Origin of the sequence: Chromobacterium sp. Rain0013 (genome assembly GCF_015291765.1) — a bacterium.
Classification (GTDB): Bacteria; Pseudomonadota; Gammaproteobacteria; order Burkholderiales; family Chromobacteriaceae; genus Chromobacterium; species Chromobacterium haemolyticum.
Window position 1 is genome coordinate 3,214,500 of the sequence record NZ_CP031514.1, and the last position, 23,645, is coordinate 3,238,144.

Genomic DNA, 23,645 nt, shown 5'->3' on the forward strand with positions numbered 1-23,645 from the left:
TTTGTTGACGGGCGGGGATGTTGTGTTTTGATTCCGCCGTGGTGGACCAGCTGGGCGGGCGCCTAGCGGTCGTCGGCGTGGATGCTCGACGGATGCCGGTTCATGGGCCGAACCTCAATGCGCATGAAGGGGAACAGCGGCAAGCTGGACAGCAGTTGATGCAGCTCCTCTGCGTCGGCGACATCGAATACGCTGATGTTGGCGTACTGGCCGCTAAGCCTCCACAGATGGCGCCACTGGCCGCTACGCTGCAGAGCCTGGGCGCGTTCGCGCTCGTCCAGTTTCAAGGCCGCGGCCCGTTCCGGGTCCAGGTCGTGGGGCAGGTTAACTTGCATTTCCACATGAAACAGCATGAAGGTCTCCTTGGCTTTTCAAAGGCTTGTCGGGTTCAGACCGCATGCAGCCGCGGCGCGGTCCGGTCGCGGCGCAAGGTCGCCAGCTTGTCCGGGTCCGGTCGTACGCCCAGGCCGGGTCCGGAAGGCAGGTGCAGTTCGAAATCCCGGTAGCAAAGAGGCTCGGTCAGCAGTTCCTCGGTCAGCAACAGCGGGCCGAACAGTTCGCTGCCCCAGTCCAGTTTTTCGAAAGTGGCGAACAACTGGGCCGAGGCGATGGTGCCGATGCCGCCCTCCAGCATGGTACCGCCGTAAAGGCCCAGACCATTGACGGCGGCGATCTCGGCCACCTGCCGCGCGGCGAACAAGCCGCCGGACTGAGCGATTTTCACCGCGAACACGTCGGCGGCGTCCAGGCGCGCCAACTGGTTGGCGTCCGCCGGGCCGTGCAGGGATTCGTCCGCCATGATCGGCACCTCGAAACGCCGCGCCAGCCGGGCCAGCGCGGCGGGGTGTTCGCGCGGCACAGGCTGTTCGATCAGTTCCACGCCGCCGTCCTGCAGCCGGGCGATGGCGCGCTCGGCCTGCATCTCGCTCCAGGCCTGATTGACGTCGACGCGCACGCTGGCGCGGCCGTCCAGCGCGCGGCAGATGGCCAGCACATGGGCCACGTCGTCTTCCGGCGCGCGCAGGCCTATCTTCAGCTTGAACACGCGATGGCGGCGCCGTTCCAGCATGTCCTCGGCCTCTGCGATGTCGCGGCCGGTGTCGCCGCTGGCCAGGGTCCAGGCCACTGGCAGGCTGTCTCGCACCCGGCCGCCCAGCAAGTCGCTCATCGGCACGCCCAATCTTTGCGCCTGGATATCCAGCAAGGCGGTTTCCAGCGCGCATTTTGCGAAACGGTTGCCGCGGGCGCCGCGACGCAGCTTGACCAGCAGTCGGCCCACGCCGCGGGCGTCCTCGCCCAGCAGCAGCGGCGCCAGGTGGCGGTCGATATTGGTTTTGACGCTTTCCGGGCTTTCCTCTCCGTATTGCAGCCCGCCTATGGTGGTGGCTTCGCCCCAGCCTTCCCGCCCGTCGCGGCAGCGGATGCGCACCAGAGCCAGCGTCTGGCTGCGCATGGTGGCCACCGACAGCTGGTGCGGGCGGATGGTGGGCAGATCGACCAAGATGGTCTCCACCGTGTCTATCGCGGTATCAGGTATCAAGATTGCGCTCCCGTGGTTTCGGATATCATGCAAGCCTGTAGAGCCGCGGGTCCAACACCGTTTTCGTCTGCTTTCATACCTGTGAGGTATTGAATGGAATTGCGCCATTTGCGCTACTTCGTCGCCGTCGCCGAGGAACTCAACTTCACCCGCGCGGCGGAAAGACTGCACATCGCCCAGCCGCCGCTAAGCCGACAGATCCAGCAACTGGAGGAGGAACTGGGCCTGTTGCTGCTGGACCGCGGCGCGCGGCCGCTGCAGCTGACCGAGGCCGGCCGCTTCTTCTACGCCCAGGCGCGCAATCTGCTGGCCCAGGCCCAGGGCATGCGCGCGATGACGCGCAAGATCGCGCTGGCGCGCCGCCAGCTGGTGATAGGTTATGTCGGCTCCACTCTGTACCGGCCGCTGCCGGAGGTGATACGCCGTTTTCGCGCCATCCATGCGGACATTGAGCTGTCCTTGCTGGAAATGACTTCGTTGGAGCAGGTGGAGGCCTTGAAAGCCGGGCGCATCGACGTCGGCTTTGGCCGGCTTTTGTTTGACGATCCGGCGGTGGAGCGTGAGGTGCTGGCCGAGGAAGCCCTGTGGCTGGCGCTGCCGCTGGAGCATCCGCTGGCAAGGCTGGAGGCTCCGTTGCACCTGCGCGACGCGGCGGAGGAAACGGTGCTGATCTACCCGCGCCAGCCTCGCCCCAGTTACGCCGACCAAGTATTGGCCGCCTTCCGCCAGCGCGCGCTGGAGCCGGCTTACACGCTGGAGGTCCGCGAACTTCAAACCGCGCTGGGCCTGGTGGCCGCCGGCATGGGCGTGTGCGTGGTGCCGGCGAGCGTGTTGCGGCTACGCCGAGACGATGTGGTTTACCGGCCGCTAACGGACGAGGGCCTGGCGTCGCCGCTAATCATGAGCGCGCGGCGCGGAGACTGTTCAGAAGAACTGGCCCTGATCCGGCGCTTGCTGCGCGAGCTGTTGCCGCGCGAGGAGGCTCTGGAGAAATAGAGGGTGGGCTACTGTTTCGACATTCATTTGCAGGGCGAGAGGGAGAGTGTGTTTTTCGTTTCGTGACGGTGAGCGGTCCGCAATAAGCGTTCGCGCGGCGAGGTTTTTCAATTCAATGACAGGGGGAGCCATGAAGAAAATATGCATCATAGGCGCGTCCGGCAAACTGGGCCAATACATGGTTCAGCATGCGCTGGACCGGGGTTACGAGGTGGTCGCGGTTTGCCGCGCGGTCAGCGCACCCAAGCTGGAGCGCTTCAAGGACCGCATCACGATCATGCCCGGCGCCAGCGACGATCGTCAGCTCATACAACGGGCCGTGGCCGGCTGCGACGGTGTATTAACCGTGCTGGTGCCTTGGGGTATGAAGCATTACTCGTCGGGCACCGCTCGGGCTGTGCTGGATTTCGCCCCGGTCGGCGCGCGGCTGGTATTTTCCTGCGGCTGGCACATCAGCCGCGACGGCCAGGATGTCTACCCATTGTCCCTTAGGTTGGCGGTGTCGATAGGCGGCTGGCTGCTACGCTTGTTTCGCGTCGGCGAAATCGAGGATCAAGTTCGGGCTTGCAACTTGATCTTCGCCAGTGACACCCAGTGGACCGTGGTGCGCGGCAGCAATCTGGAAGAGGGTGTCAGCCAGGGCCTGCCTTTGTGGAGCGAACATGTTGGCGATGCCGTGTTGAACAGCAATCTCACGCGCCGAACAGACTTCGCCCTCTTCATGGTGACGGCGCTGGAAGATGAGGCTCTGATCCGGCGGGCGCCGGCCATCGTCGGCCGCCAAACTCCATCGGCGCAGGCCGCCATCGCCGCAGCGGCGGACTGACGCGTCCTTGCCGTTGGATGCTAGCCGGCTAGGCTGCTTTCTCTTGCAAATAGTGAGAGGCTATCCGCTTCTGTCCGACCACCGCAATCAACGCCATCAGCGCGCCGGCGGCCAGAGTCACGCCGAAGCCGGCGCGCACGCCGGCATGATCCACTACCCAACCCGTCACCGCCGCGCCCAGCGCCACGCCGCTGGCGAGACCGGTGATCAGCCAGGTCAGGCCCTCGGTCAGTTGCGTCGGCGGGACCATCTCTTCCACCAAACCCATCGCAACGATCATGGTGGGAGCGAAAAACACGCCTGCCAGCAAAACGCCGGCGGTCAGCAGCCAGAGATTGGAGACCAGCAGCAAAGGCAGGGTGGCCAAGGCGGTAGCGGCGGCGGCCCGAACGAAGAGCCGCGGCAGCGGCATGTTGAGCTTGCGCGCGCCAAACAACAGGCCGGCCAGGCAGGAGCCGATCGCGTACACCGATAAGACGATGCTGGCCGCCGCCGGCTGCCCCTGCTGCTGGGCGAAAGCGACGCTGATCACGTCCACGGCCCCGGCGATGGCGCCCAGCGCCACAAGGGCCAGGATCAGCACCTGCATGCCGGCCAAGGAAGCGACCGAGCCGTGGCGCTCCCCCGTCTCTGGATGCACCGGCGGTTCGGTGCCGGCTTGCGCGCAGAAGGCGGCGACGCCGCCCGCCAGCAGCACAGCGGCCAGCAAGGGCCCGGCCTGTGGAAACGCGGCCACGCTCAGGCCGACGGCGATGGGCGGGCCGACGATGAAGCAAACCTCATCCAATACCGATTCCAGGGAAAACGCGGTGTGCAGTTGCGGCGAGCCGCGATAGATCTCGGTCCAGCGCGCGCGAGCCATCGCCGACATGCTGGGCATGCAGCCGGCGAGGGCGGCGGAAACAAACAAGGTCCACACCGGCCATTGCGCCCAACTGCAGAACAACAAGCCCAGCATGGCCGTCACGCTGAGCGCGGTGGCCGCCGGCAGCACCCGGCGCTGGCCGTAGCGGTCCACCAATCTAGAGACCTGAGGCGCCAGCAGCGCCATTGAAAAAGTGAAGGTGGCGGCGACGGCGCCGGCCAGCCAATAGGAACCGGAGGTTTGCGACAACATGGTGATGATCCCGATACCCGTCATGGAAATCGGCATCCGCGCCACCCAGGCGGCGGCTGAGAAAGCCAGGCTGCCGGGATGGGAGAACAGGCTAAGGTAGGGGTTGGCCATCGGGTTTCCTTGTGACGGGCGATGTGAATACAGCTCGTCTGCTGTTTTAATATACGCGACGTATGTTAAACTAATCGACATACATCCCGTATGTCAAATGCGGTGTGACGACCCAGGCGGAAACAGGAGAACACAATGGCAGGCAAAACGCGCAGCGAAACCATGGAGGAAACCCGGAACCGGCTGCTGCAGTCTGCGCGCCGCAGTTTTGGCGCCGATGGCTACGCCGCGACGGTGATGGACGAGTTGACCGCCGCCGCCGGCGTGACCCGTGGCGCGCTCTACCACCACTTTGGAGACAAAAAAGGCTTGCTGTTGGCGGTGGCCCAGGCGTTGGACGCCGAGATCGAGGCCGGCCTCGCGCGCGTGGAGCGCGAGGCGGCAGACCCATGGCAGGGTTTCAAGCGACGTTGTCGCGCTTATCTGCAAGCGGTCACACAGCCGGAGGCGCAGCGCATTTTGCTGCGCGATGCGCCGGCTGCGCTGGGCGCCGCATATGTACAGGCCGGTCAGCGGCAGTGCGTCAGCGCCATCGCCGAGCGCTTGCGCGCGCTGATGGACGCCGGCCTGATTCGCCACGCCAATCCCCAGGCGCTGGCGCGCTTGATCAACGGCGCGCTGCTGGAAGGCGCCTGCTGGGTGTCCGGCGCCGAGCAGCCGGAGGCGCTAGCTCAGACGCTGGACGCGCTGGAGACCTTGCTGGAGGGGCTGCGACTAAAGGCGTAGGGCACCCTGAAGAGCAGTCTTGGCAGGTTCTATAGACAGCTTCGTTTCAGCGCGCGTCTAGAAAAGCCAGCACCGCCTGTTCGAAGGCGAGCGGGGCTTCCAGATTGGACAGGTGGGAGGCGGGCAGCAGCGCCAGCCGGGCGTTCGGCATGCACTCGGCCATGGCTGCCGCTTCCGCCGCGGTGGTGACCGGATCATGCTGGCCGGCGATCAGCAAAGTCGGCGTGGCGATGCGCGGCAAGTCCGCGCGCAGGTCGGCGTCGGCCAGCGCCTCGCAGAAGGCGGCGTAGCCGCTCGGCGAGGTGGCCGCAAGCCAGGCGCGCGCCTGCTCGACGGTGTCCGGCGCCTTGGCGCAAAAATCGGGGCTGAACCAACGCAGATGGGCGCTGGAGGCCAATTCCGCCATGCCGTCGGCACGCACTTGGGCGGCGCGCTGCCGCCAGGCTTCGCTTTTACCTATCTTGGCCGCGCTATTGCTGACAACCAGGCATTGCAGGCGTTCCGGCGCGTACGCGCCCAACCACAGGCCGGTGAGGCCTCCCATGGAAATGCCGCAAAAGTGCGCGCGTTCGATGTCCAGCGCATCCAGCAGCGACAGTGCGTCGCCGGCGAGGTCTGCCAGCCCGCACTCGGCGCTGGCTGTGCTGGCGCCGTGGCCGCGGGTATCGTAGCGCAGCACGCGGTAACGCCGGCTCAAGGCCGCCAGTTGCGGCCGCCACATGTCCAACGTGGTGCCGAGGGAGTTGGACAGCAGCAATGCCGGCGCGGACGCAGGGCCGTCCAGTTGGTAGTGCAGCGAATGGCTGGCGAGTTTCAGCATGGGCATGACGGGCTCCTTTACCTATGTCTGGGATTTCAAAACCGCAGGCGCCGCATCCAGCCGCGCCATCGCGAACAAGGCTAGCGCGCCGGCCAGCACCGGCGCGGCGGCCCAAGCGAAGAAACCGTGCGCCGAACCCGCTGTGGAAAGCAGCAGAGCGCCGGTCATCGAGCCGATGATGGAGCCGGCCCAGCCGGTCCGCCACCGGACCGAAGGCGAAATTGCCTACCAGCATGCCAAACAAGCCGGCTCCGAAAGCCGGAGCCAATTGATTGCGGGTAATACCCCATTGGCCAATCAGCTCCGGCGCGATGTAACCGATGGCGGCGGTGTCGAAACCGTCCAGCAGCACGATGAGAAAACACAGCGTCAGCACCATGACTTGATAGCGGGACAGCGGGCTATCGTCGATGAACTCGCTGATATCCATAGGCTTGTTCTGCATGGGAGGCTCCTATGAGAGTGGGCGCGCGGTCGGCTCTCGCCGTGTAGCGCTAGCCGACGCGCGGTGGACGGCGAACAGGTTTTCAGACGCGCTCGATGATCAGCGCGATGCCTTGCCCGACGCCTATGCACATGCTGCACAGCGCATAACGACCGCCGTTGCGTTGCAATTGGTACAGCGCGGTGGCGGCCAGGCGCGCGCCGCTGGCGCCCAGAGGATGGCCAAGGGCGATGGCGCCGCCGTTGGGATTGACGTGTTCGGCGTCGTCCGGCAAGCCCAGGTCTCGCAATACAGCCAGCGCCTGGGCGGCGAAGGCCTCGTTAAGTTCGATTACGTCCATTTGGTCGAGGCGCAGCCCGGCCAGAGCCAGGACTTTGCGGATGGCCGGGGCCGGGCCGAAACCCATGATGCGAGGCTCGACGCCGGCGCAGGCCATGGCCAGTACGCGCGCGCGCGGCGTCAGCCCATGGCGTTTCAGCGCGTTTTCTCCGGCCAGCAGCAGCGCCGCCGCGCCGTCGTTGATGCCGGAGGCGTTGCCGGCGGTGACGCTACCGTCGGTCCGCACTACGCCCTTGAGCCGGGCCAGCGCTTCCAGCGAGGTGGCGCGCGGGTGTTCGTCGCGCGTGAAACTCAGCGGCTCGCCCTTGGCGCGCGGAATCAGCACTTCCATCAATTCATCGTCCAGCCGGCCGGCTTCCTGCGCGGCGGCGGCTCGCAGCTGGCTGCGCAGCGCGAAGGCGTCCTGATCCGCGCGCGAGATGCGGAACTGCTCGGCCACGTTTTCCGCGGTTTCCGGCATGGAGTCCACGCCATAGCGCTCGCGCAGCAAGGGGTTGACGAAACGCCAGCCCATGGTGCTGTCTTCTATGCGCAGATTACGGGCGAAAGCGCTGTCCGCCTTGCCCATCACATAGGGCGCGCGACTCATGCTCTCCACGCCGCCGGCGATCAGCAATTCGGCTTCGCCGCTCTTGATGGCGCGCGCGGCCTGGCCGATGGCGTCCAGGCTGGAACCACAGAGGCGGTTGACCGTGCTGGCAGGGGTGGACGCCGGCAGGCCGGCCAGCAGCGCGGCCATGCGCGCCACGTTGCGGTTGTCTTCGCCGGCCTGGTTGGCGCAACCATATAGCACATCGTCCAACAAGGCCCAGTCCGCGCCCGGATTGCGTTGTTGCAAGGCGGCCAAGGGCAGGGCGGCCAGGTCGTCGGCGCGCAAGGCTGACAACGCGCCGCCGTAGCGGCCGAAGGGCGTGCGGATGGCGTCACAGATATAAGCCTGTCTCATTGGACATCTCCTTGGCGAGCGTCGGTCAGCCGAACCGGAGTCAGCCGCTGCAATTCATCGAAATCCAGGCCAGGCACGCATTCGCGCACCAGCAACTCTCCGTCGCGGAGGTCTATCACCGCCAGGTCGGTGTACACACGGTGTACGCAAGCCACGCCGGTCAGAGGGTAGCTGCAGGTTTCCACCAGTTTGCATTCGCCCTGTTTGTTCAGATGCTCCATCATCACGAACACTTGCTTGGCGCCGATGGCCAGGTCCATCGCGCCGCCCACCGCCGGGATGGCGTCCGGCGCGCCGGTGTGCCAGTTGGCCAGGTCCCCGCGTCTGGATACCTGAAAGGCGCCCAACACGCAGATGTCGAGATGACCGCCGCGCATCATGGCGAAAGAATCGCCATGATGGAAAAAGCAGCCGCCCGGCAATAGCGTGACCGGCTCCTTGCCGGCGTTGATCAGATCCGGGTCCGCCTGACCTGGAGCCGGCGCCGGCCCCATGCCCAGCAGGCCGTTTTCACTGTGCAGGAAGATGTCCAGCTCCGGCGGCAGATAGTCGGCCACCCGGGTGGGCAGACCAATGCCCAGGTTGACGTAGGCGCCCTCCGGGATGTCGCGCGCCACCCGCGCCGCCATCTGCTCGCGATTCAGTCGTTTATTCATGCCGGCCTCCTTGCGTTAACTGGCCACCGACGCAAACCAGCTTGTGAACGAAGATGCCCGGCGTCACCACGGTTTCCGGGTCCATTTCGCCTAGCGGCAGCAACTGCCCCACCTGGACGATGGTCTGGCGCGCGGCGGCGGCCATGATGGGGCCGAAGTTGCGCGCCGCCTTGCGGTATTGCAGATTGCCCCAGCGGTCCCCTCGGCAGGCCTTGATCAGCGCGAAGTCCGCGTGGATGGGGAGCTCCAGCACATAGTCGCGGCCATTGATCCGGCGGGTTTCCTTGCCTTCCGCCAGCAGAGTGCCGTAGCCGGTGGGCGTGAAGATGGCGCCCAGCCCGGCGCCGGCGGCCTGGATGCGCGCCGCCAGATTGCCCTGCGGCACCAATTCCAGTTCGATGTCGCCGGCGCGGTAGAGCGCGTCGAACACCTGTGAGTCCGCCTGGCGCGGAAACGAGCAGACGATCTTGCGAACCCGGCGCGCCCGCAGCAAGGCGGCCAGCCCGGTTTCGCCGTTGCCGGCGTTGTTGTTGACGATGGTTAGATTGCGCGCGCCATGGTCTATCAGCGCGTCTATCAATTCCGCCGGCTGGCCGGCGACGCCGAAGCCGCCAATCATTACCGTGGCGTCGTCGTGGATGTCGGCAATGGCGGCGGCGGGCGAGCTTACCGTTTTATCTATCATCGACTGTCCTTTGCGGGCTGCGTGCAGCCATAAAAGAGATTGTGCGATTATCGAACCAAATAACTTTAATCGCGCATTCAGCATGCTTGCCGGCCAGCCGCGGGGTCAATACGATGATCGCAATAGTGTGCGGTAATCGCTCAACATGAAAAAAAGGAGACAAGATGCAACAACGGCAAGACCCCATTTCCGAAGAAGGCGTGGAAGAGACCTTTAGCGGCGACCCCAACTACATGGCCTCGCTGGCGCGGGGCTTGGCGGTGATTCAGGCGTTCTCCGCACAGCGGCGCCTGCTGTCCACTTCGCAGATCAGCCAGCGCACCGGCATTCCTCGCGCAGCGGTGCGACGCTGCTTGTACACCTTGAACAAGCTGGGTTTCGTGGACAGCGAGGACGGCCGCCATTTCGCCCTGCGGCCGCGCATTCTGGCGCTGGGCCACGCCTATCTGGGCTCAACGCCGTTGGCGCGCGCCGGCCAGCCTGTGCTGCGCCACGTCAGCAGCAGCGTCAACGAATCCAGCTCTATCGCCATCCTGGACGGCGACGACATCCTCTATATCGCGCGTGCCTTCACCAGCCGAATCATGACGGTGGATCTGGATATAGGCAGCCGTTTGCCCGCGACGTGCACATCAATGGGCCGAGCGATGCTGAGCCGGCTGCCCGCCGCCGAGCTCGCTCAACTATTGGACCGGGCGAGGCTGGTCCAGCACACGCCGCACACCATCGTAGAGCGGCCGGAGTTGGAGGCGGAGCTGGCGAGGGTGGCGGAGCAGGGCTACGCCTTGATAGATCAGGAACTGGAAATCGGTCTGCGTTCCATTGCCGTGCCCATCATCGGGGGCGATGGCCGCGCCGCGGCGGCGATCAATGTCGGCGTGCAGGCCGCGCGCGTCAGCCGCGAGGATTTGTTGCTGCGCATCTTGCCGGTGCTGCGCGAGGCGGCGGCGGAACTGGCCTTGCTGCTTGCCTGAGCAAAGCGTTGTCGATGAAGCGGATAGGACATCAGAATTAACAGCGCTTGAGAAAACCCTATGCTAAACCTACAGCAATAAAACATAGGTGAAAGCAGGGCGAGATGTCGTTCAAATTTCCGGAAAAGGTTCCTGCCGCGGGCGCCGCCGGTAATGCCGGACTGGCTTCCGTCGTAGAGGCCGCCCCGGTGGGCGTGTTGGTGGTGGCGGCCGATGGACGCATGCTCTACGTCAACAGCGCGCTGGAAAACATGTTTGGCTACAGCAAGGCCCAGCTTCTTGGACAGCCGGTGGAAATGCTGTTGCCGGCGGATATTCGCGAACGCCATCTAGATTTTCGTCAGCTGTTTTTTGCCAATCCCACCCCCAGAACCATGGGCAGCGGCCGCGAGCTGTTTGCCCAACACGCAGATGGACGCCAGTTCCCGATTGAAATCGGCCTGGGTTCGATGCCGCACGACGACGAAGTCTGCGCGGTGGCCTTTGTCAGCGACATCACGCCGCGGCGCCGGCTCGAGCATCGCTTTTCCAAAGTGGTGTCTTCACTGCCTATCGGCCTGCTGATGGCGGGCGCGGATGGCAGGATTTCAATGACCAATCAAGCACTGGACGCCATGTTTGGTTATCCGCCAGGCGAGCTGGTCGGCAAGCCGGTGGAGGTGCTGCTGCCGCAGCGCGTGAGAAACGGCCACCCGGCTTTGCGCTCCGCCTTCGCCAAGGCGCCGGAAGTGCGGGCGATGGGCTCCGGGCGCGACCTGCTGGCCCAGCACCGGGACGGCAGCGAATTTCCGGTGGAAGTGGGGCTGACCCCGCTGGAAACCGAAGGGGAGCGGCAGGTGTTGGCCGCAATCACCGACATCTCTTTGCGCAAGAAATTTGAGGAAACGCTGCAGCAGGCCAATGCTCAACTGGAGGAGTTCACTTATGTGGCCTCCCATGATTTGCGCTCGCCTTTGCGCGGCATCGCGGATCTGATTTCGTGGATTCGCGAAGATTTGGATCCGTCCCAGCTCAGCGCGGACATAGAGAAAAACTTTGCACGGGCCGAAGAGCGCATCGCCCGCGCTGAACGCATGATAGAAGACTTGTTGGAATACGCGAGGGCAGGGCGCCAGGATGAACGAATCGAAGAGATCGACCCCGGCAAACTGGTGCGCGAAACCCTGGAGCTTCTCGATATTTCCCCCGATTTCCGGCTGGATGTTGAAATCAACGCCAGGCCGTTTCCCGCCGCCCGCACGCCGCTGTCCTTGGCGATCCGCAATTTGCTGTCCAATGCCTGCAAGCATCACGGGGGAGGCAAAGGCGTGATTCGCATCACGGTGGAGGAAGAAGGGCGCTTTAATCTGTTCACTGTGGAAGACGACGGCGTTGGCGTGCCGGAGGGCTCTGAAGAGCGTATTTTCAAGTTGTTTCACCGCGCCAGCAGCCAGGCGGCGGGGCATGGCGTTGGACTGGCGGTAACCCGCCGCATGGTCAACAGCAATGGCGGCACCGTGGTTCTGGATCGAAACGGCACGCTGGGCGGCGCTTGTTTCCGTATCCGCTGGCCGCGGTTTCCGCTCAAGGAGATGGAATGATGGCAAGCGCGGTGATATCAAGCGACATTACGGTTCTACTGGTGGATGACGATGACGTGGCCATTGAAGGCGTATTGCGCGGCGTGCGCCGCCAAGGGCTTGAGTGCAATATGGTGACCGCCTGCGATGGCCTTGAGGCCTTGCAAATCCTGCGGGGAACGCACGACAGCAAGCGGATCACCAGCCCCTTTCTGATTTTGCTGGATCTCAATATGCCGCGGATGGACGGTTTTCAATTTCTCGAAACCGTCCGCGCCGACAACCAGTTGCGCAATTCGGTGATCTTCGTGCTGACCACCTCGTCGCGGGACACGGACCGCATGCGCGCTTACGAGGAAAACGTGGCGGGCTATATGATGAAATCCGCCGTGGGTCCGCAGTTCGTGAAACTGATGGATCTACTGCATTCTTACGCCCAGTCCGTGGTTTTGCCGGCCCGGTAATCGCAATGATCGACGATGTCGAGTGCCTGCAAGAGGCGCCGCAGCAAGTCAGCGTGCTGGTAGTGGACGACGACGACGTCGACCGCGAGCGCATCATCCGCCTGCTGCACAGAAACGCCTTATGCTCTCAAATCCTGGAAGCGGACTCCAAGGCCAGCGCCTTGAGTCTGCTGGGCCGGGAGCTGTTTGACTTTGTTTTTCTGGATTTCAAACTGGACGACGGCGACGGGCGCGAACTAGTGCCCTCAATCCAGCAACGCAATCAATCCTGCCTGATCGTGGCGGTCACCGGCACCGGCAATGAGCGCATTGCCGCCGAGGCCATCAAACTGGGGGTATACGAATACCTGCCCAAGTTCGAGCTGACCGAGGACCGGCTGCGCCAAACCATCAGCGACGGCGTGCGGGTGGCGGCGATGCAAGCCAAGCTGCGTGAAACCGAGCTGCTATTGCAACACCGCAGCCTCTACGATTCGCTAACTGATTTGCCCAACCGCAATCTGTTTCTTGATCGCCTGGAGCAGTTGTGCGCATTGCACGCTCGCAATCAGTTGCCGTTTGCCGTGTTGATGATAGATCTGGACCGCTTCAAGGAGGTCAACGATAAACTCGGCCATCAGACCGGCGATTTGGTACTGCGGGAAGTGGGCACGCGCTTCGCCAGCCTGCTAAGAGGCTCGGACACCATCGCTCGCCTGGGCGGCGATGAGTTCGCCGCCTTGCTGCTGGAGGTGGATGGAGCGGAATGCGCGTTGGCCTTGGCGGAGAAGGTGGGGCATACGCTGGACGCGCCGATTCTGGTGGGCGAACACGCCTTGTCGATAGGCGCCTCCTTCGGCGTGGCAATGTGCCCGCAACATGGCTGCGACCCTGTCCAGCTGTTGTCTTGCGCCGATATCGCGATGTATCAGGCAAAAAGCAATCTCGGCTCAGTTGCCTTGTACGCGGGCGAAAACGACAAACCCTGGCCCAAATCGGGGCAAACCACTCAGGCCTTGATTACCCAGCTAACCCGGGCGCTCCAGCACAAGGAACTGGAAATGCATTACCAGCCCAAGGTCCGGCTGGACACCGAGGAAGTGGTCGGCTTCGAAGCCTTGGTCAGATGGAATAGCCCGATACAGGGACAGGTAAACCCCGATGACTTCATGCCCACGCTGGAATCTTGCAATCTACTGAGCCGTTTCACTTATTTGACGCTGGAACTGGTGCTGTCCCAGCAACAGATATGGATCAGCCAGCTGCGGGAACCCTTCAAGGTGGCGGTGAATATTTCCGCGCGGATGCTGGAAGATAGTCGGTTTGTGGAAGAGGTGATGGCGCGGCTGGCCAGCTACAAGATCCCACCCAGTCTGCTGGTGTTGGAATTGACGGAAACCGCGCTGGTCATCAACCCGGTCAAGGCTAAGGCGATGATAGAACAACTTCACGCCCATGGCGTGTCATTGTCGATAGACGATTTTGGGGCGGGCTTCACTTCTTTTACCTACCTGAAAAACTGTCCAATCACCGAGATCAAGCTGGACAAAGCCTTTGCGCAGGGGCTGGAACCGGGTTCCTTCAACGCCTCGTTGATTCAGTGCATGGCGGTATTCTGCCAGAGCCGCGCCATTGACTTTATTGTCGAAGGCGTTGAGCGCAAGAAATATTGGCCAGTCTTGATGCGGCTAGGCTGCTATTTGGGTCAGGGCTACAGCATTGCCAAACCCATGCCTGCGGCTAAAGTGTTGCCGTGGCGGGAAATGTGGGAGCGCGGCAAGAGACGAGCTTGATTGGCGTTCACAACGGAAGCCGTACTCGTTGGGAACGCTGAAAAACAAAACAATGTCGATTTTATTGTTAAAGTAAAGCTCTTGCAAATTGCCTTGCTCATTTAAACAAGGGCAAAGCTTCTATCTCTGGCTTGGCGTAGTAAAATCCTTGGTGCCAGTTTATTCCAATCGTCGAAAGAAACTCAGCTTCTCCTTGGGTTTCTATTCCTTCGGCTATTATATTTATATTTAACTTTTTACATGCAAGCGCAATGGCCTCCACAACCACCTGCCTGGTGTTGTCCAAGTGGATGTCTCTGGTGAGCTCCATGTCGAGTTTTATTATGTGGGGTTGAAATTGCACAAGAAGATTCAAGCCTGAATAGCCCGCCCCAAAATCATCAATGGCCGTCATCATCCCTATGCGACGATACTCGTCGAATATTCTTTTTAGGTGAGCGCTGTTTGAAACCTTTTCCCCTTCAGTGACTTCAAATATCAACCTGGAGTGGGGTAGGCCAAATTTTTTCGTGGCCTCCATGGTGGCGCGAATGCAAGCGGATGGGTTGTAAATTGCGTTTGGCAAAAAATTAATGCTTAGCTTGCAGCTTGAATCTTTTGCCAGGCCTAGGCGAGAGGCCAGTTCAATAGCTTTTACTCGGCAAGATTGATCGAATCGATATCGATTCGTATCATCAATTTTTTCCAAAACGCTTGATGCGGATTCACCATTTATGCCTCTCACAAGGGCTTCAAAAGCAATCGGCCTCATAGTCTTGGCATCTAAAATTGGCTGAAAAGCCATGGTGAAATCAAAAGAAAGAGCGGTAAGGCTTTTACAATTCGAACAACCAAAATCATCGAGCATTTCGGTACTTCCCATGGATTTTTTCATTGAGCTTGATATGATATTTTTCCTGCAACAGTGGCTAAATTTTTTGCACGCAAACCCATGCAGGACTCTCTATAAATACTGGCGACTGTAGCGGTTACTTGGCAATCAATATCAGTATAGTACCCGGCGGCATAATTTCAATTTTTTATAATGACAAATGGGATTTATGTTCTTGAAAAATATAATTTTTGCCTTGTAAACCCAATAACTTGTTCAAAATTTAGGGTCGCTTTTGCAGGCGACAATTTTTGGGGGCGGTGTTTTTAAATGCACTTAACCCGTTTTTGCGACAGTTTCTAATAATTTTTTTAGCAATGGCGACAATGAGCGCCGCTGCACGGTAATGGCATAAAAGGTTTCTTCAACTTGCGGTACTTCACAATATTGCTGTAGCAGCCCTTTTTCCAGTTCGTCTTTGACCACGATGGCAGGCAGCAAAGCTACGCAGCCCGCGTCACGCGCGAGTAGTCGCAACATGGCCATGTCATCTACTTCGGCGCGGATAGCGGGCTGTAGGGTCAGCTCTTCGCACAGTAGGTCAAAGCGCAAGCGAATCTCGCTCTTGCGGCTAGGCACCAGCAGAGGCAGCGTCGGCAGGTCGCGCTCGAAGTGGAAGGGCAGCCCCTCCGGCCGAGGCGGCCCCACCAATACTACCGGCTGGCGCGCCAGCGTGCGGCAGCGCCAAGATTGTTTGTCGTCGCCAAGCACCGGCCGGTTGGACAGCACCACGTCCAGTTCGTGGCTCTTGAGCCGCTGAAGCAATTCATTCAGGCTGCCAGACTCAAGTACTAGCCGCACATCGGCTTCTTTCAGCACCGGCTGTAAAAACCATTCTTGGAAATTACGTGACAGCGTCGCCACGCTGCCTATGCGCAAGGTGCCACGCCCTTGGCCTGAAGCCGCGACGGCCAATAGTTCGTTGCCCAGCGCGAAAATCTCCTCGGCGTAGCGCAGCACCACCGCACCTAGCTCCGTCAACTGCAGCTTGCGGCCTTCGCGCAGAAACAGCGGCTGGCCTAGTTGCTCTTCCAACTGACGGATTTGCGCCGATAGCGCCGATTGCGAAACATGCAGTCTCTCCGCCGCACGCGTCAGATGCCCTTCGCTGGCAACAGCCCAGAAATAATGAAGATGGTGGTAGTTGAGCCGGCTCATCGTTCTAAAATAAAGAATAAAAAGTGATATTTAATCTATTTTACTGAACACAATTCGCCAGGCAAAGTGCAATCAGCTTAAACAACGGAGCTCATCATGCCCCAAACCCTGCTGGCCGCGCTGCCGTTCGCTATCGCGCTGGCCTGGTTGTTGCCCACCCTGTGGCCTGGCCGCGCATTGCCTCGCCACTGGCGAGCAGCCGAATTTGCCGCCATCGGCGGCGGTCTGTTGCTGCTTGCTCCGATATTCATGTCACAGCCTGCGCCCTGGTTTTCCGCCGCTTGGCTCATGCAGGCGCTGATCCAGTTGCTGGGTTGGATGGTACTGCGCTATTCGCGCCGCTATATGCAAGGCGAGCCGGGTCAGGCGCGCTTTTTGCGCGCCATCGGCAGCCTATTGGCGGCAGTGACGGTGGTGGTGCTAGCCAACCATCTCATGCTGATGGCGGCGGCCTGGATAGCTTGCAGCCTGTCTTTGCAGGCGCTGCTCACTTTTTATCCTGATCGTCCAGCCGCACAACTGGCCGCGCGCCGTGAATGGCGCGCAAGCCGGCTGGCCGAACTGCTGTTGTTTGGCGCGCTGTTGTCATGGTCCTACGCCGGGGGCAGCTTGAGTTTGTCGCCGGACGCGCAGACGCCGCTGGCAAGCGACGCTCAGGGTTACGCGGCGGCGGCTGGATTGCTGCTGGCCTCGGCGGTAGTCATCAAGGCCGCCCAGCTGCCTTTTCATGGTTGGCTCACTCAGGTGATGGAAGCCCCGACACCGATTTCGGCGCTGCTACACGCCGGAGTAGTCAATTTGGGAGGCGTGGTGTTGATTAAAGCGGCGCCGATACTGCAGGCCGCGCCGCAAGCCAATATCCTGCTGATGCTGTGGGGAGGCGCCAGTGCGCTGCTGTGCTGTGTGGTCATGCTTACGCGCATCAGCATCAAGCTGCATTTGGCCTGGTCCACCTGCGCGCAGATGGGCCTCATGCTGCTGGAAATTGGCATGGGTTGGTATTCGCTGGCCTTGCTGCATCTGCTTGCTCACTCGTTCTATAAGGCTCACGCGTTTCTATGCACGGGTGAGGCCGTGCGCAACACCACAACGCAACATATGCGAGGAGAGAAAGCCGCCGCAAGTCTTTGCGCCTACTTGGCAAGGGGACTGCTGGCGGTGCTGTTGCTGGGCGTCTCGCAATGGCTGTGGCAGCGCTGGATATCCGTCGCGGCGTTGCCTCCGTTGTTTTGGTTGGTGATAGGGCTGGGCATGGGTGCGCTGCTGCGCGGCTGGGCTGGCTGGATAACCGCCATAATCTTGACCCAGTTTTATCTGTTTCTACACATCCTGGCAGCCCAAATCCTGCCGTTACATGGCCCGACTCCGCCGGAGTGGGCCCAAAGCTTGCTGGCCGGGATGTTCCTTTTCGTTTTTCTGTTGCAAGGCTGGCTGCTGCGCCATCCGCAAGGCGCGCTGGCGCGTCGGATCTACCCGCGGGCTTTCGCCGGTTTTTACTTGGATGAATGGTGGTGCATGCTGGGCCGCCGCCTTCAAGGTCCAGCCGCTCCCTTGCTCCTGAAATGGCCCCAATTGCAGGAGAGCCGCCGTGACTGAGCATGAACAAGCCATAGCCCGAGCCCTGGCCGCTATCGCGCCGGCCTGGCCGCTGGATAGCCTGGTGGCCAGTTCGCCCTACTGGGGTCTGCGAGACCAGCCCTTTCACCAAGCTGCCGATACCTTGCGCCAGGCAGCGAATAGTCCGCTGCACCTGCCTCAAAATGAATATATGGATGCTTGGCGACGTGGTGAAATCAGCCCAGACGCATTGGAGGTTGCGCTATCGGAAACGGGGTGGACCGACGGCGTGCAAGCCTGGCTGGACGCCGCGCCCCCCCAAAGCGACAGCGATTCGCTCTCGTCGCCGGGTGCGCTGGCCACTTATCACCGCGAAGCGGCCGGGCCGCTTAATGTGCAAAGCTGGACAGATGTCGTTATCCAGCAAATCAGCCAGTATTGTGCGGCTTGGTTTGATCGCGATCAGGCCAACTGGCACCTTGACCATGAGCATGGCTTTTATGCGGCTTGGCTGGAACAGATACGCCAACCTTACGGTCTGAGCGTCTTGCCGGAACGGCGGGAACAGATCCGCCTGCGTGCCAAGCAGCTGCCTGGCGACGCGGAAGCCATGCTGACGGTTGGTCTCACGCAGCTGCAACCGGAGTCATCATGGCTGACGACTTGGCTGCAGGCTTTATTGATGCGCAATAATGGCTGGGCGGCTTGGTGCGCCTATCTAAACTGGCAGGCAGGGCTGAACGGCGAAAGCGACGGCCACCTGCGCCAGCTGTTAGCCATCCAGATAGCCTGGGAATGCTTGCTCGACGACGGCATGCGCGCCCCGGACAGCCCCTGGGCGGCCTGGCGCCGCGATTGGGATCGGTGCCGGCATGGCCGCGCCGACGCGCGCTTGCTGATCTGGCAGCGAGCCCATGAGCTGGCGCTGCATGGTCCGTTAACCCAGGCGTTGTGCCGTGAATCGTCTATGGAAGACGCCATGCGTCCGGCAATGCAAGCGGTGTTTTGCATCGATGTGCGTTCCGAACCGCTGCGCCGCGCACTGGAGGAAACCATTCCTGAAAGCCGCACTTATGGTTTCGCCGGATTTTTCGGTCTGCCGCTGGCTTACCGTGTACCAGGCAGCGAGACGGCCCAGCCGCGCCTGCCGGTGCTGCTAGCGCCGGGTTGGGAGGCGAGCACGCCGCTTGAGCCTAAGTCCCTTATAACGCGACACGGCTGGCAGACCTTCCAACGCTTGCCTCTCTCCGGCTTCGCCATGGTGGAAAGCGCCGGTCTTGGCAAGCTGGCCGCGCTGATCCGACGCAGCAAAACGCGCAGCTATCAAGCCACGCTGCCTCAGCTCGACCCCTGGCTTACGACAGAGGCGGCCAAACCAGTGCCGCAAGACCAACTGGGCCTGGAAAAACGCGTGGAAATTGTCTCTGGCCTGCTGCCCGCCATGGGGCTGTCCGGCGTGCTGGCGCCTTGGGTGCTGCTGACCGGCCATGCCAGCCACGCCAGCAATAATCCGCAAGCGGCGGCGTTACAATGCGGCGCTTGCGGCGGTCATGGCGGTCACCAGCATGTGCGGCTCCTGGCCAACTGGCTCAACGATCCCGCCTTGCGCGCGCGGCTGGCGGAGCAGGGCCAGCCCATCCCCGCCGACACGGTATTCCTGCCCGCGCTACATCTTACCCACAGCGACGAAATCCTGTTGCTGGATACCGACGCCCTGCGCGCGGAGGCGCACGCGCGCCTGCCCGAGCTGCAGGCGAAGTTGCGGGCGGCCTCTGCCTTGGCGCGGCGGCGTCGCGCGCCGCTATTGGGTCTGGAGCCGGCGGCGAGCGACGCCATTTTGCTGAAAAAAATGCGACAGAAGGGCGACGACTGGGCGGAAACACGGACCGAATGGGCGCTGGCGGGCAATGCGCTGTTCATCGCCGCATTGCGGGCCAAGACGCGGAAGCTGGACCTGGGCGGCCGAGCCTTCCTGCATGAATACGACTGGCGCGCCGATCCGGACGGCAAAGGACTGCAAGCTATCCTTGCCGCGCCCATGGTGGTGGCTCACTGGATCAATATGCAATACTTCGCCTCCACGGTAGACCCGCGCCGCTTTGGCAGCGGCAACAAGCTGCTTCACAATGTGGTGGGCGGCCGCATCGGCGTGTTCGAAGGCAATAGCGGCGATTTGCGCATTGGCCTAGCCTGGCAGTCCGTCCATGACGGCCAGCGCCTGCGCCACGCTCCGCTGCGGCTGGCCGCTTGCATAGACGCGCCGCCGGACAAGCTGGCGGAAGCGCTGGCGGCGCAGCCCATCCCGCGCCAACTGGCGGAAAACGGCTGGCTGCACCTGTATTGCGTGCACGGCGACACGCCGCTGCGCTGGCATGCCGACGGCGAATGGAAACATGACTGAATGTCACGCCGCCTTGCTGACCCGGCACGGCAAGCATGCCGCCATCGCCCCCAAACTTGACGGTATTGGCTGGGGCCTGACGCTGGTGGATAGTTTCGACACCGACAGCCTGGGCACTTTTACCGGCGAAGTTCCGCGCGCAGGCAGTCAGCGAGACGCAGCGCTGGCCAAGGCCAAGTTGGCTTGTGAGTTCAGCGGCTTGCGCTATGGCATTGGAGCGAAGGCAGCTTCGGCGGCGACCCGTGGCTGGGTGCTTGCGGCTGGGGCGCCGAATTATTGCTGTGCTGGGACGCGCAGCGCCAATACGCGGTGGAAGCCTGGGTGAACGGTCCAGAAACCAATTTCTGCCACTGGACGCTGAGCCATCTGGCGGCTTTGCCCGACATTCTTCGCCTATCAGGCTTTCCGACACACGGTTTGATTGTCGGCCGACCCGGCGAGGCAACCTTCCATAAGGGGTTAGTAGAAGAAGCGGCGCTGCGAGAGCATCTTGCCCTGTATCTCGTCGACGGGCCTCTGCATCTGGAAAGCGATATGCGCGCCCATCGCAATCCAACGCGCATGGCGATGATCGCACGCTGCGCCGCTGTATTGGCGGAAAGACTGATCTGCACATGTCCAGCGTGCAAGGCGCTGGGTTTTGGCGAAATCTCCCCACTAGCCGGCACCCCATGCAAAGACTGCGGCGCGCTCACCAGCCAAGCCAGTGTTCGCCGCTGGCAATGCCCATGCTGTCAATACCGGCGTGAACAGCGATTACATGCAGCGGTTTCACCGCAATACTGCGACAACTGCAATCCCTAGCCTTATAAAACCTGTTCACGATCTGCTCCGCACCGTTAGAGACCTTGTGCGATAAGTGCCGGCATTCAAAATGCCCGCGTGCCGCGCGAACATTCCACTTCCTCAGCTGTTTTCGCCTTATCTCGCCTTCTACGACTTTTTTGGCTTGACTGCTGATTGCTCGTGGCAATGGAAGGCAAGAGGCGGTTGCCGTTCGCCTCTCATGTTAACCGCATATGACTGTCAAATAATAATGCCTTTCGTTTTCTTGATGCACATGGCAAGTCATTTGTATTTATTTTTATTTTTGGAATAATTTTTCAATGGATTAATGTGACGAAGGATCAGTAATTGCGATTGGGTAATGTTGCTTGAGGCATAAAAAGTTATCGCTTTAAGGAAATCCTTATAGATGCATTTGTTTTAAATACGTATTCTCGACGCCACTTGCTGCGGTAGTGAAGCGGGATTTGCTGCTGGTGACAGCAAGCTTTTTGCAATAACAAAGCATCATCTGAGGTGACGCTGAATTATTGCCAATTTTTCATGTGGAGGTTTTTGTGAAATATAAAAGTTTGCTTTTGGTGTTGGGGGTTGCATTTTCTGGGGTGTCGCAATTGGCTTCGGCAAATAGCGCGGATTTGCTGATTACCGGCAAATTGGTGCCGCCTTCGTGCACGCCGACTTTGAGCGGCGGTGCGGTCATCGATTATGGCGATATTCAGGTATCCGAACTGGGCACTAACGCGGCGACCACGCTGGAGGATCGAAAAGTCAGCCTGACAGTAACCTGCCTGGAGGATACCGCGCTGGGCATTCGCATCACCGATGCACGCTCGGAGAGCAAGCCCTTGTTGATAACCGAAATTCCTATGCCAACTAATCCTGCCGGCAGCCATGCGGTAGCCTTTTCCAACAATCAAACCATGGGTTTGGGGAACGATGTGGCAATGGGAAAGCTGGGCGTATGGTGGCTGAGCATGGAGTTCGGCAAGCTGAAGGCAACCAATAAAGCTAATGATGAAGTGGGCGAAACCGGAAAACTATTGTACTCAATTAATAATGGCGTTTCTTGGGGAGAGACGACTACCACCCCACTTGATCCGCATTACGGCGGCAACAATGTCACCACTTTTGCCATCAAAGGAAAAGCGACTAATACCCCTGCGGTAGCCACCGTGCATGAGTTCCCCATGGTGGTGGCAGCGGCATTGAACATCAAGGGACGCTTGAATGTGAAGGACGACACCAAACTGGATGGCAAAGGTACTTTCACTATTTATTACCAGTGATTTGCTTGAGCGAATCAGCGCTGAATAAGTCTTGAGTCAGCGCGCTTGAATACGGGCCGGTGGCATGCTTGCCGGCCCGGTTGATACGGTTTGGCGCGGTGAATAAACGCCGTCCTTGATAAAAAGAGTTTCATATGATGCATGCGCTGAATGTATTTGCCGTTGCGGTCCGCGGCGGCGCAATGGCCGGCGCCTTGGCGCTGACCCTGCTGCCCGCGGCGGCCTGGTCCGCCGGCGTGGTGCCGGAAACCTCGCTGGTGGTGGTGGAAGAGGGCGATGGCGAGGGCGTGATCAACGTCAAGAATACCGACGCCCACGCCAGCCTGATGTATGTGCGGCTGGAAAACCTGCCAGAAGACCCGGAGCAGCTATTGCTGGCGACGCCGCCAATTTCCAGGGTGGAGGGTGGGGAGAAACAACTGGTCCGTTTTTTGTTGAAATCGCCGCAGCCGCTGCGGACCGAACGGCTGATGCGGGCGTCTTTCGAGGGGATTCCTGCGGTGTCCGCTGATAAGGGACATCGCATTCAGATGACTTTCAATCAGAACCTGCCCGTGCTGATCCGCCCCAAGGGTCTGCCGCGTGAAAGAGAGCCATGGACCAAGTTGCAATGGAGCCAGGCGGAGAACGGCAAGTTGGAAGTCAAGAACGACAGCCCCTATGTGGTGCGGCTGTCCACGCACAAGGTGGAGTTACAGCCTGGCAAGCAAGCGCTGGAGCTGCCCAAGGCCTATATCCTGCCCGGCGAGCGGCTGCAACTAGAGTCGGCAGACCAGGCGCTGCCGCTGGATGCCACTCACGTCAAGTTATGGCCGGCAACTAGTTACGGCTATGCGATGGATTCATTCACCGCGTCCTTGAACTGAACGGTGAGGCCTGGCCATGAACATTAGCCAAGCGATTACCGCGGCGATGCGCGTTTCCATGCTGGCCGGGCTGCCGTGCATACCGGCCCTGGCGGCGAACGCGCCATTCGCGATGACGGCCGAGGTGGTGCCCCCCAGCTGCACGCCCAGTTTTTCCCATAACGGCGTGGTCGATTACGGCCTCATCCCCTGGTCGGCCTTGAATCCAGGTGCGACGCTGCTGGGCGAGCGGGAGATCAGCTTGCATGTGCAGTGCGATCAGCCGGCGTTGGTGGGTTTGAGCATACGGGACAACCGCGGCGACAGCCGCGCCACCATCGCCGTCATGGGCCGGCTTCAGCCGACGGGAGGAGGGGCGTTGCCGTCGCTGCCGGCGGAGGCGGAACAGACCCTGGGGCTGGGCCTGGATAGCCGAAAGCAAGCGTTGGGCTATTGGTGGCTGAGCCTGATCGAGGCCCATGCGGACGAGCATCCAGCGACGCTGATGCGCAGCGCTGGCCGGCAGGAGGGCTGGTTGCAAGCCAACGCCGAACCGTTGGATTTGCGTTACGGCTATGCACTGGGCTCGCCGCAGCGCCAGACCTTACAACCGGCCCGCTCCCACGCGTTCAAGCTGCGCGTCGGCGCGGCGCTCAGGGGGCGGCAGACACTCAGCGCGCGCGAACCGGTTAACTTGGACGGTCACGCCACCATCACGGTCTTCTATCCCTGATCTCTCCATCCAAATCTTGGGTCCTGTTA

At 61.2% G+C, this 23,645-nt stretch carries 24 protein-coding genes; 15 read left to right on the top strand and 9 right to left on the bottom strand.

Features of this window, described 5'->3' with window-relative positions:
* Positions 1-62: 62 nt before the first annotated feature.
* Both catC and DXT74_RS14830 read right to left on the bottom strand, forming a co-directional pair.
* Positions 63-353 (bottom strand): muconolactone Delta-isomerase, encoded by a 291-nt coding sequence (gene catC / locus DXT74_RS14825; protein WP_043634782.1) that lies wholly within the window; start codon positions 351-353, stop codon positions 63-65.
* A 35-nt stretch (positions 354-388) separates the two neighbouring features.
* The gene (locus tag DXT74_RS14830) at positions 389-1,540 is read right to left on the bottom strand and encodes a muconate/chloromuconate family cycloisomerase (RefSeq protein ID WP_275888050.1); all 1,152 of its coding nucleotides are present in this window, start codon (positions 1,538-1,540) and stop codon (positions 389-391) included.
* A gap of 93 nt (positions 1,541-1,633) precedes the next feature.
* Between DXT74_RS14830 and DXT74_RS14835 the strand changes: the two genes are divergently transcribed.
* Entirely contained in the window at positions 1,634-2,536 is a 903-nt protein-coding gene (locus tag DXT74_RS14835) for a LysR family transcriptional regulator (RefSeq protein WP_194426331.1), read from the top strand.
* 130 nt (positions 2,537-2,666) lie between these two features.
* Positions 2,667-3,362 (top strand): NAD(P)-dependent oxidoreductase, encoded by a 696-nt coding sequence (locus tag DXT74_RS14840; RefSeq protein WP_196783770.1) that lies wholly within the window; start codon positions 2,667-2,669, stop codon positions 3,360-3,362.
* Between the two features lie 28 nt (positions 3,363-3,390).
* Here the strand turns inward: DXT74_RS14840 and DXT74_RS14845 are convergent, their stop codons facing one another.
* Positions 3,391-4,590, bottom strand: coding sequence for an MFS transporter (locus DXT74_RS14845; protein ID WP_194426332.1), 1,200 nt, complete (start codon positions 4,588-4,590; stop codon positions 3,391-3,393).
* Between the two features lie 135 nt (positions 4,591-4,725).
* Here DXT74_RS14845 and DXT74_RS14850 point away from each other — a divergent pair, with 135 nt between their 5' ends.
* The gene (locus DXT74_RS14850; RefSeq protein ID WP_081555826.1) at positions 4,726-5,316 is read left to right on the top strand and encodes a TetR/AcrR family transcriptional regulator; all 591 of its coding nucleotides are present in this window, start codon (positions 4,726-4,728) and stop codon (positions 5,314-5,316) included.
* 46 nt (positions 5,317-5,362) lie between these two features.
* Here the strand turns inward: DXT74_RS14850 and pcaD are convergent, their stop codons facing one another.
* On the bottom strand, positions 5,363-6,142 hold the full coding sequence (pcaD, locus tag DXT74_RS14855) for a 3-oxoadipate enol-lactonase (RefSeq protein WP_194426333.1): 780 nt from the start codon (positions 6,140-6,142) through the stop codon (positions 5,363-5,365).
* On the opposite strand from pcaD, the gene DXT74_RS14860 reads away from it, so the two are divergent.
* A complete protein-coding gene (locus DXT74_RS14860) occupies positions 6,135-6,596 on the top strand; it encodes a hypothetical protein (RefSeq protein ID WP_194426334.1) in 462 nt (153 codons plus the stop codon). The two genes, pcaD and DXT74_RS14860, sit on opposite strands and share 8 nt — an antisense overlap.
* 67 nt (positions 6,597-6,663) lie before the next feature.
* Here DXT74_RS14860 and pcaF read toward each other — a convergent pair whose 3' ends face one another.
* The 3 genes from pcaF to DXT74_RS14875 are packed head-to-tail and all read right to left on the bottom strand — an operon-like array spanning position 6,664 to position 9,207.
* Complete coding sequence (gene pcaF, locus DXT74_RS14865; protein ID WP_114152906.1) at positions 6,664-7,866, bottom strand: 3-oxoadipyl-CoA thiolase; 1,203 nt, start codon at positions 7,864-7,866, stop codon at positions 6,664-6,666.
* Positions 7,863-8,522 carry a 3-oxoacid CoA-transferase subunit B gene (locus DXT74_RS14870; protein WP_043634759.1) on the bottom strand — a complete coding sequence of 220 codons (660 nt, stop codon included), beginning with the start codon at positions 8,520-8,522 and terminating at the stop codon, positions 7,863-7,865. The genes pcaF and DXT74_RS14870 overlap by 4 nt, the downstream gene beginning before the upstream one ends.
* The gene (locus DXT74_RS14875) at positions 8,515-9,207 is read right to left on the bottom strand and encodes a 3-oxoacid CoA-transferase subunit A (protein ID WP_043634756.1); all 693 of its coding nucleotides are present in this window, start codon (positions 9,205-9,207) and stop codon (positions 8,515-8,517) included. Before DXT74_RS14875 ends, DXT74_RS14870 begins: the two co-directional genes overlap by 8 nt.
* Positions 9,208-9,371: 164 nt before the next feature.
* Between DXT74_RS14875 and DXT74_RS14880 the strand changes: the two genes are divergently transcribed.
* From DXT74_RS14880 to DXT74_RS14895, 4 genes are all read left to right on the top strand, one after another.
* Entirely contained in the window at positions 9,372-10,181 is an 810-nt protein-coding gene (locus tag DXT74_RS14880; protein ID WP_043634753.1) for an IclR family transcriptional regulator C-terminal domain-containing protein, read from the top strand.
* Between the two features lie 104 nt (positions 10,182-10,285).
* A complete protein-coding gene (locus tag DXT74_RS14885; RefSeq protein WP_194426335.1) occupies positions 10,286-11,761 on the top strand; it encodes a PAS domain S-box protein in 1,476 nt (491 codons plus the stop codon).
* Positions 11,758-12,204: a response regulator gene (locus DXT74_RS14890; protein ID WP_114152904.1), complete on the top strand. Its 447-nt coding sequence runs from the start codon at positions 11,758-11,760 to the stop codon at positions 12,202-12,204. Before DXT74_RS14885 ends, DXT74_RS14890 begins: the two co-directional genes overlap by 4 nt.
* Positions 12,205-12,209: 5 nt before the next feature.
* Positions 12,210-13,976 (top strand): bifunctional diguanylate cyclase/phosphodiesterase, encoded by a 1,767-nt coding sequence (locus DXT74_RS14895; RefSeq protein WP_194426336.1) that lies wholly within the window; start codon positions 12,210-12,212, stop codon positions 13,974-13,976.
* Between the two features lie 97 nt (positions 13,977-14,073).
* Here DXT74_RS14895 and DXT74_RS14900 read toward each other — a convergent pair whose 3' ends face one another.
* On the bottom strand, positions 14,074-14,838 hold the full coding sequence (locus DXT74_RS14900) for an EAL domain-containing protein (RefSeq protein WP_194426337.1): 765 nt from the start codon (positions 14,836-14,838) through the stop codon (positions 14,074-14,076).
* Between the two features lie 285 nt (positions 14,839-15,123).
* Positions 15,124-16,005 carry a LysR family transcriptional regulator gene (locus tag DXT74_RS14905; protein ID WP_194426338.1) on the bottom strand — a complete coding sequence of 294 codons (882 nt, stop codon included), beginning with the start codon at positions 16,003-16,005 and terminating at the stop codon, positions 15,124-15,126.
* A gap of 96 nt (positions 16,006-16,101) precedes the next feature.
* Between DXT74_RS14905 and DXT74_RS14910 the strand changes: the two genes are divergently transcribed.
* The 7 genes from DXT74_RS14910 to DXT74_RS14940 all read left to right on the top strand — a co-directional run bounded on the left by DXT74_RS14910 (position 16,102) and on the right by DXT74_RS14940 (position 23,616).
* On the top strand, positions 16,102-17,601 hold the full coding sequence (locus DXT74_RS14910; RefSeq protein ID WP_194426339.1) for an NADH-quinone oxidoreductase subunit L: 1,500 nt from the start codon (positions 16,102-16,104) through the stop codon (positions 17,599-17,601).
* Positions 17,594-19,963, top strand: coding sequence for a YbcC family protein (locus tag DXT74_RS14915; RefSeq protein ID WP_194426340.1), 2,370 nt, complete (start codon positions 17,594-17,596; stop codon positions 19,961-19,963). The genes DXT74_RS14910 and DXT74_RS14915 overlap by 8 nt, the downstream gene beginning before the upstream one ends.
* Entirely contained in the window at positions 19,956-20,288 is a 333-nt protein-coding gene (locus DXT74_RS14920; protein ID WP_194426341.1) for a hypothetical protein, read from the top strand. The genes DXT74_RS14915 and DXT74_RS14920 overlap by 8 nt, the downstream gene beginning before the upstream one ends.
* Positions 20,240-20,767, top strand: coding sequence for a DUF6671 family protein (locus tag DXT74_RS14925; RefSeq protein WP_317647059.1), 528 nt, complete (start codon positions 20,240-20,242; stop codon positions 20,765-20,767). The genes DXT74_RS14920 and DXT74_RS14925 overlap by 49 nt, the downstream gene beginning before the upstream one ends.
* A gap of 539 nt (positions 20,768-21,306) precedes the next feature.
* Positions 21,307-22,038 (top strand): DUF1120 domain-containing protein, encoded by a 732-nt coding sequence (locus DXT74_RS14930; RefSeq protein ID WP_162787935.1) that lies wholly within the window; start codon positions 21,307-21,309, stop codon positions 22,036-22,038.
* 134 nt (positions 22,039-22,172) lie between these two features.
* Positions 22,173-22,904, top strand: coding sequence for a fimbria/pilus chaperone family protein (locus DXT74_RS14935; protein WP_196783772.1), 732 nt, complete (start codon positions 22,173-22,175; stop codon positions 22,902-22,904).
* Between the two features lie 16 nt (positions 22,905-22,920).
* Positions 22,921-23,616 (top strand): DUF1120 domain-containing protein, encoded by a 696-nt coding sequence (locus DXT74_RS14940; protein WP_194426343.1) that lies wholly within the window; start codon positions 22,921-22,923, stop codon positions 23,614-23,616.
* The last annotated feature ends 29 nt before the right edge of the window (positions 23,617-23,645 follow it).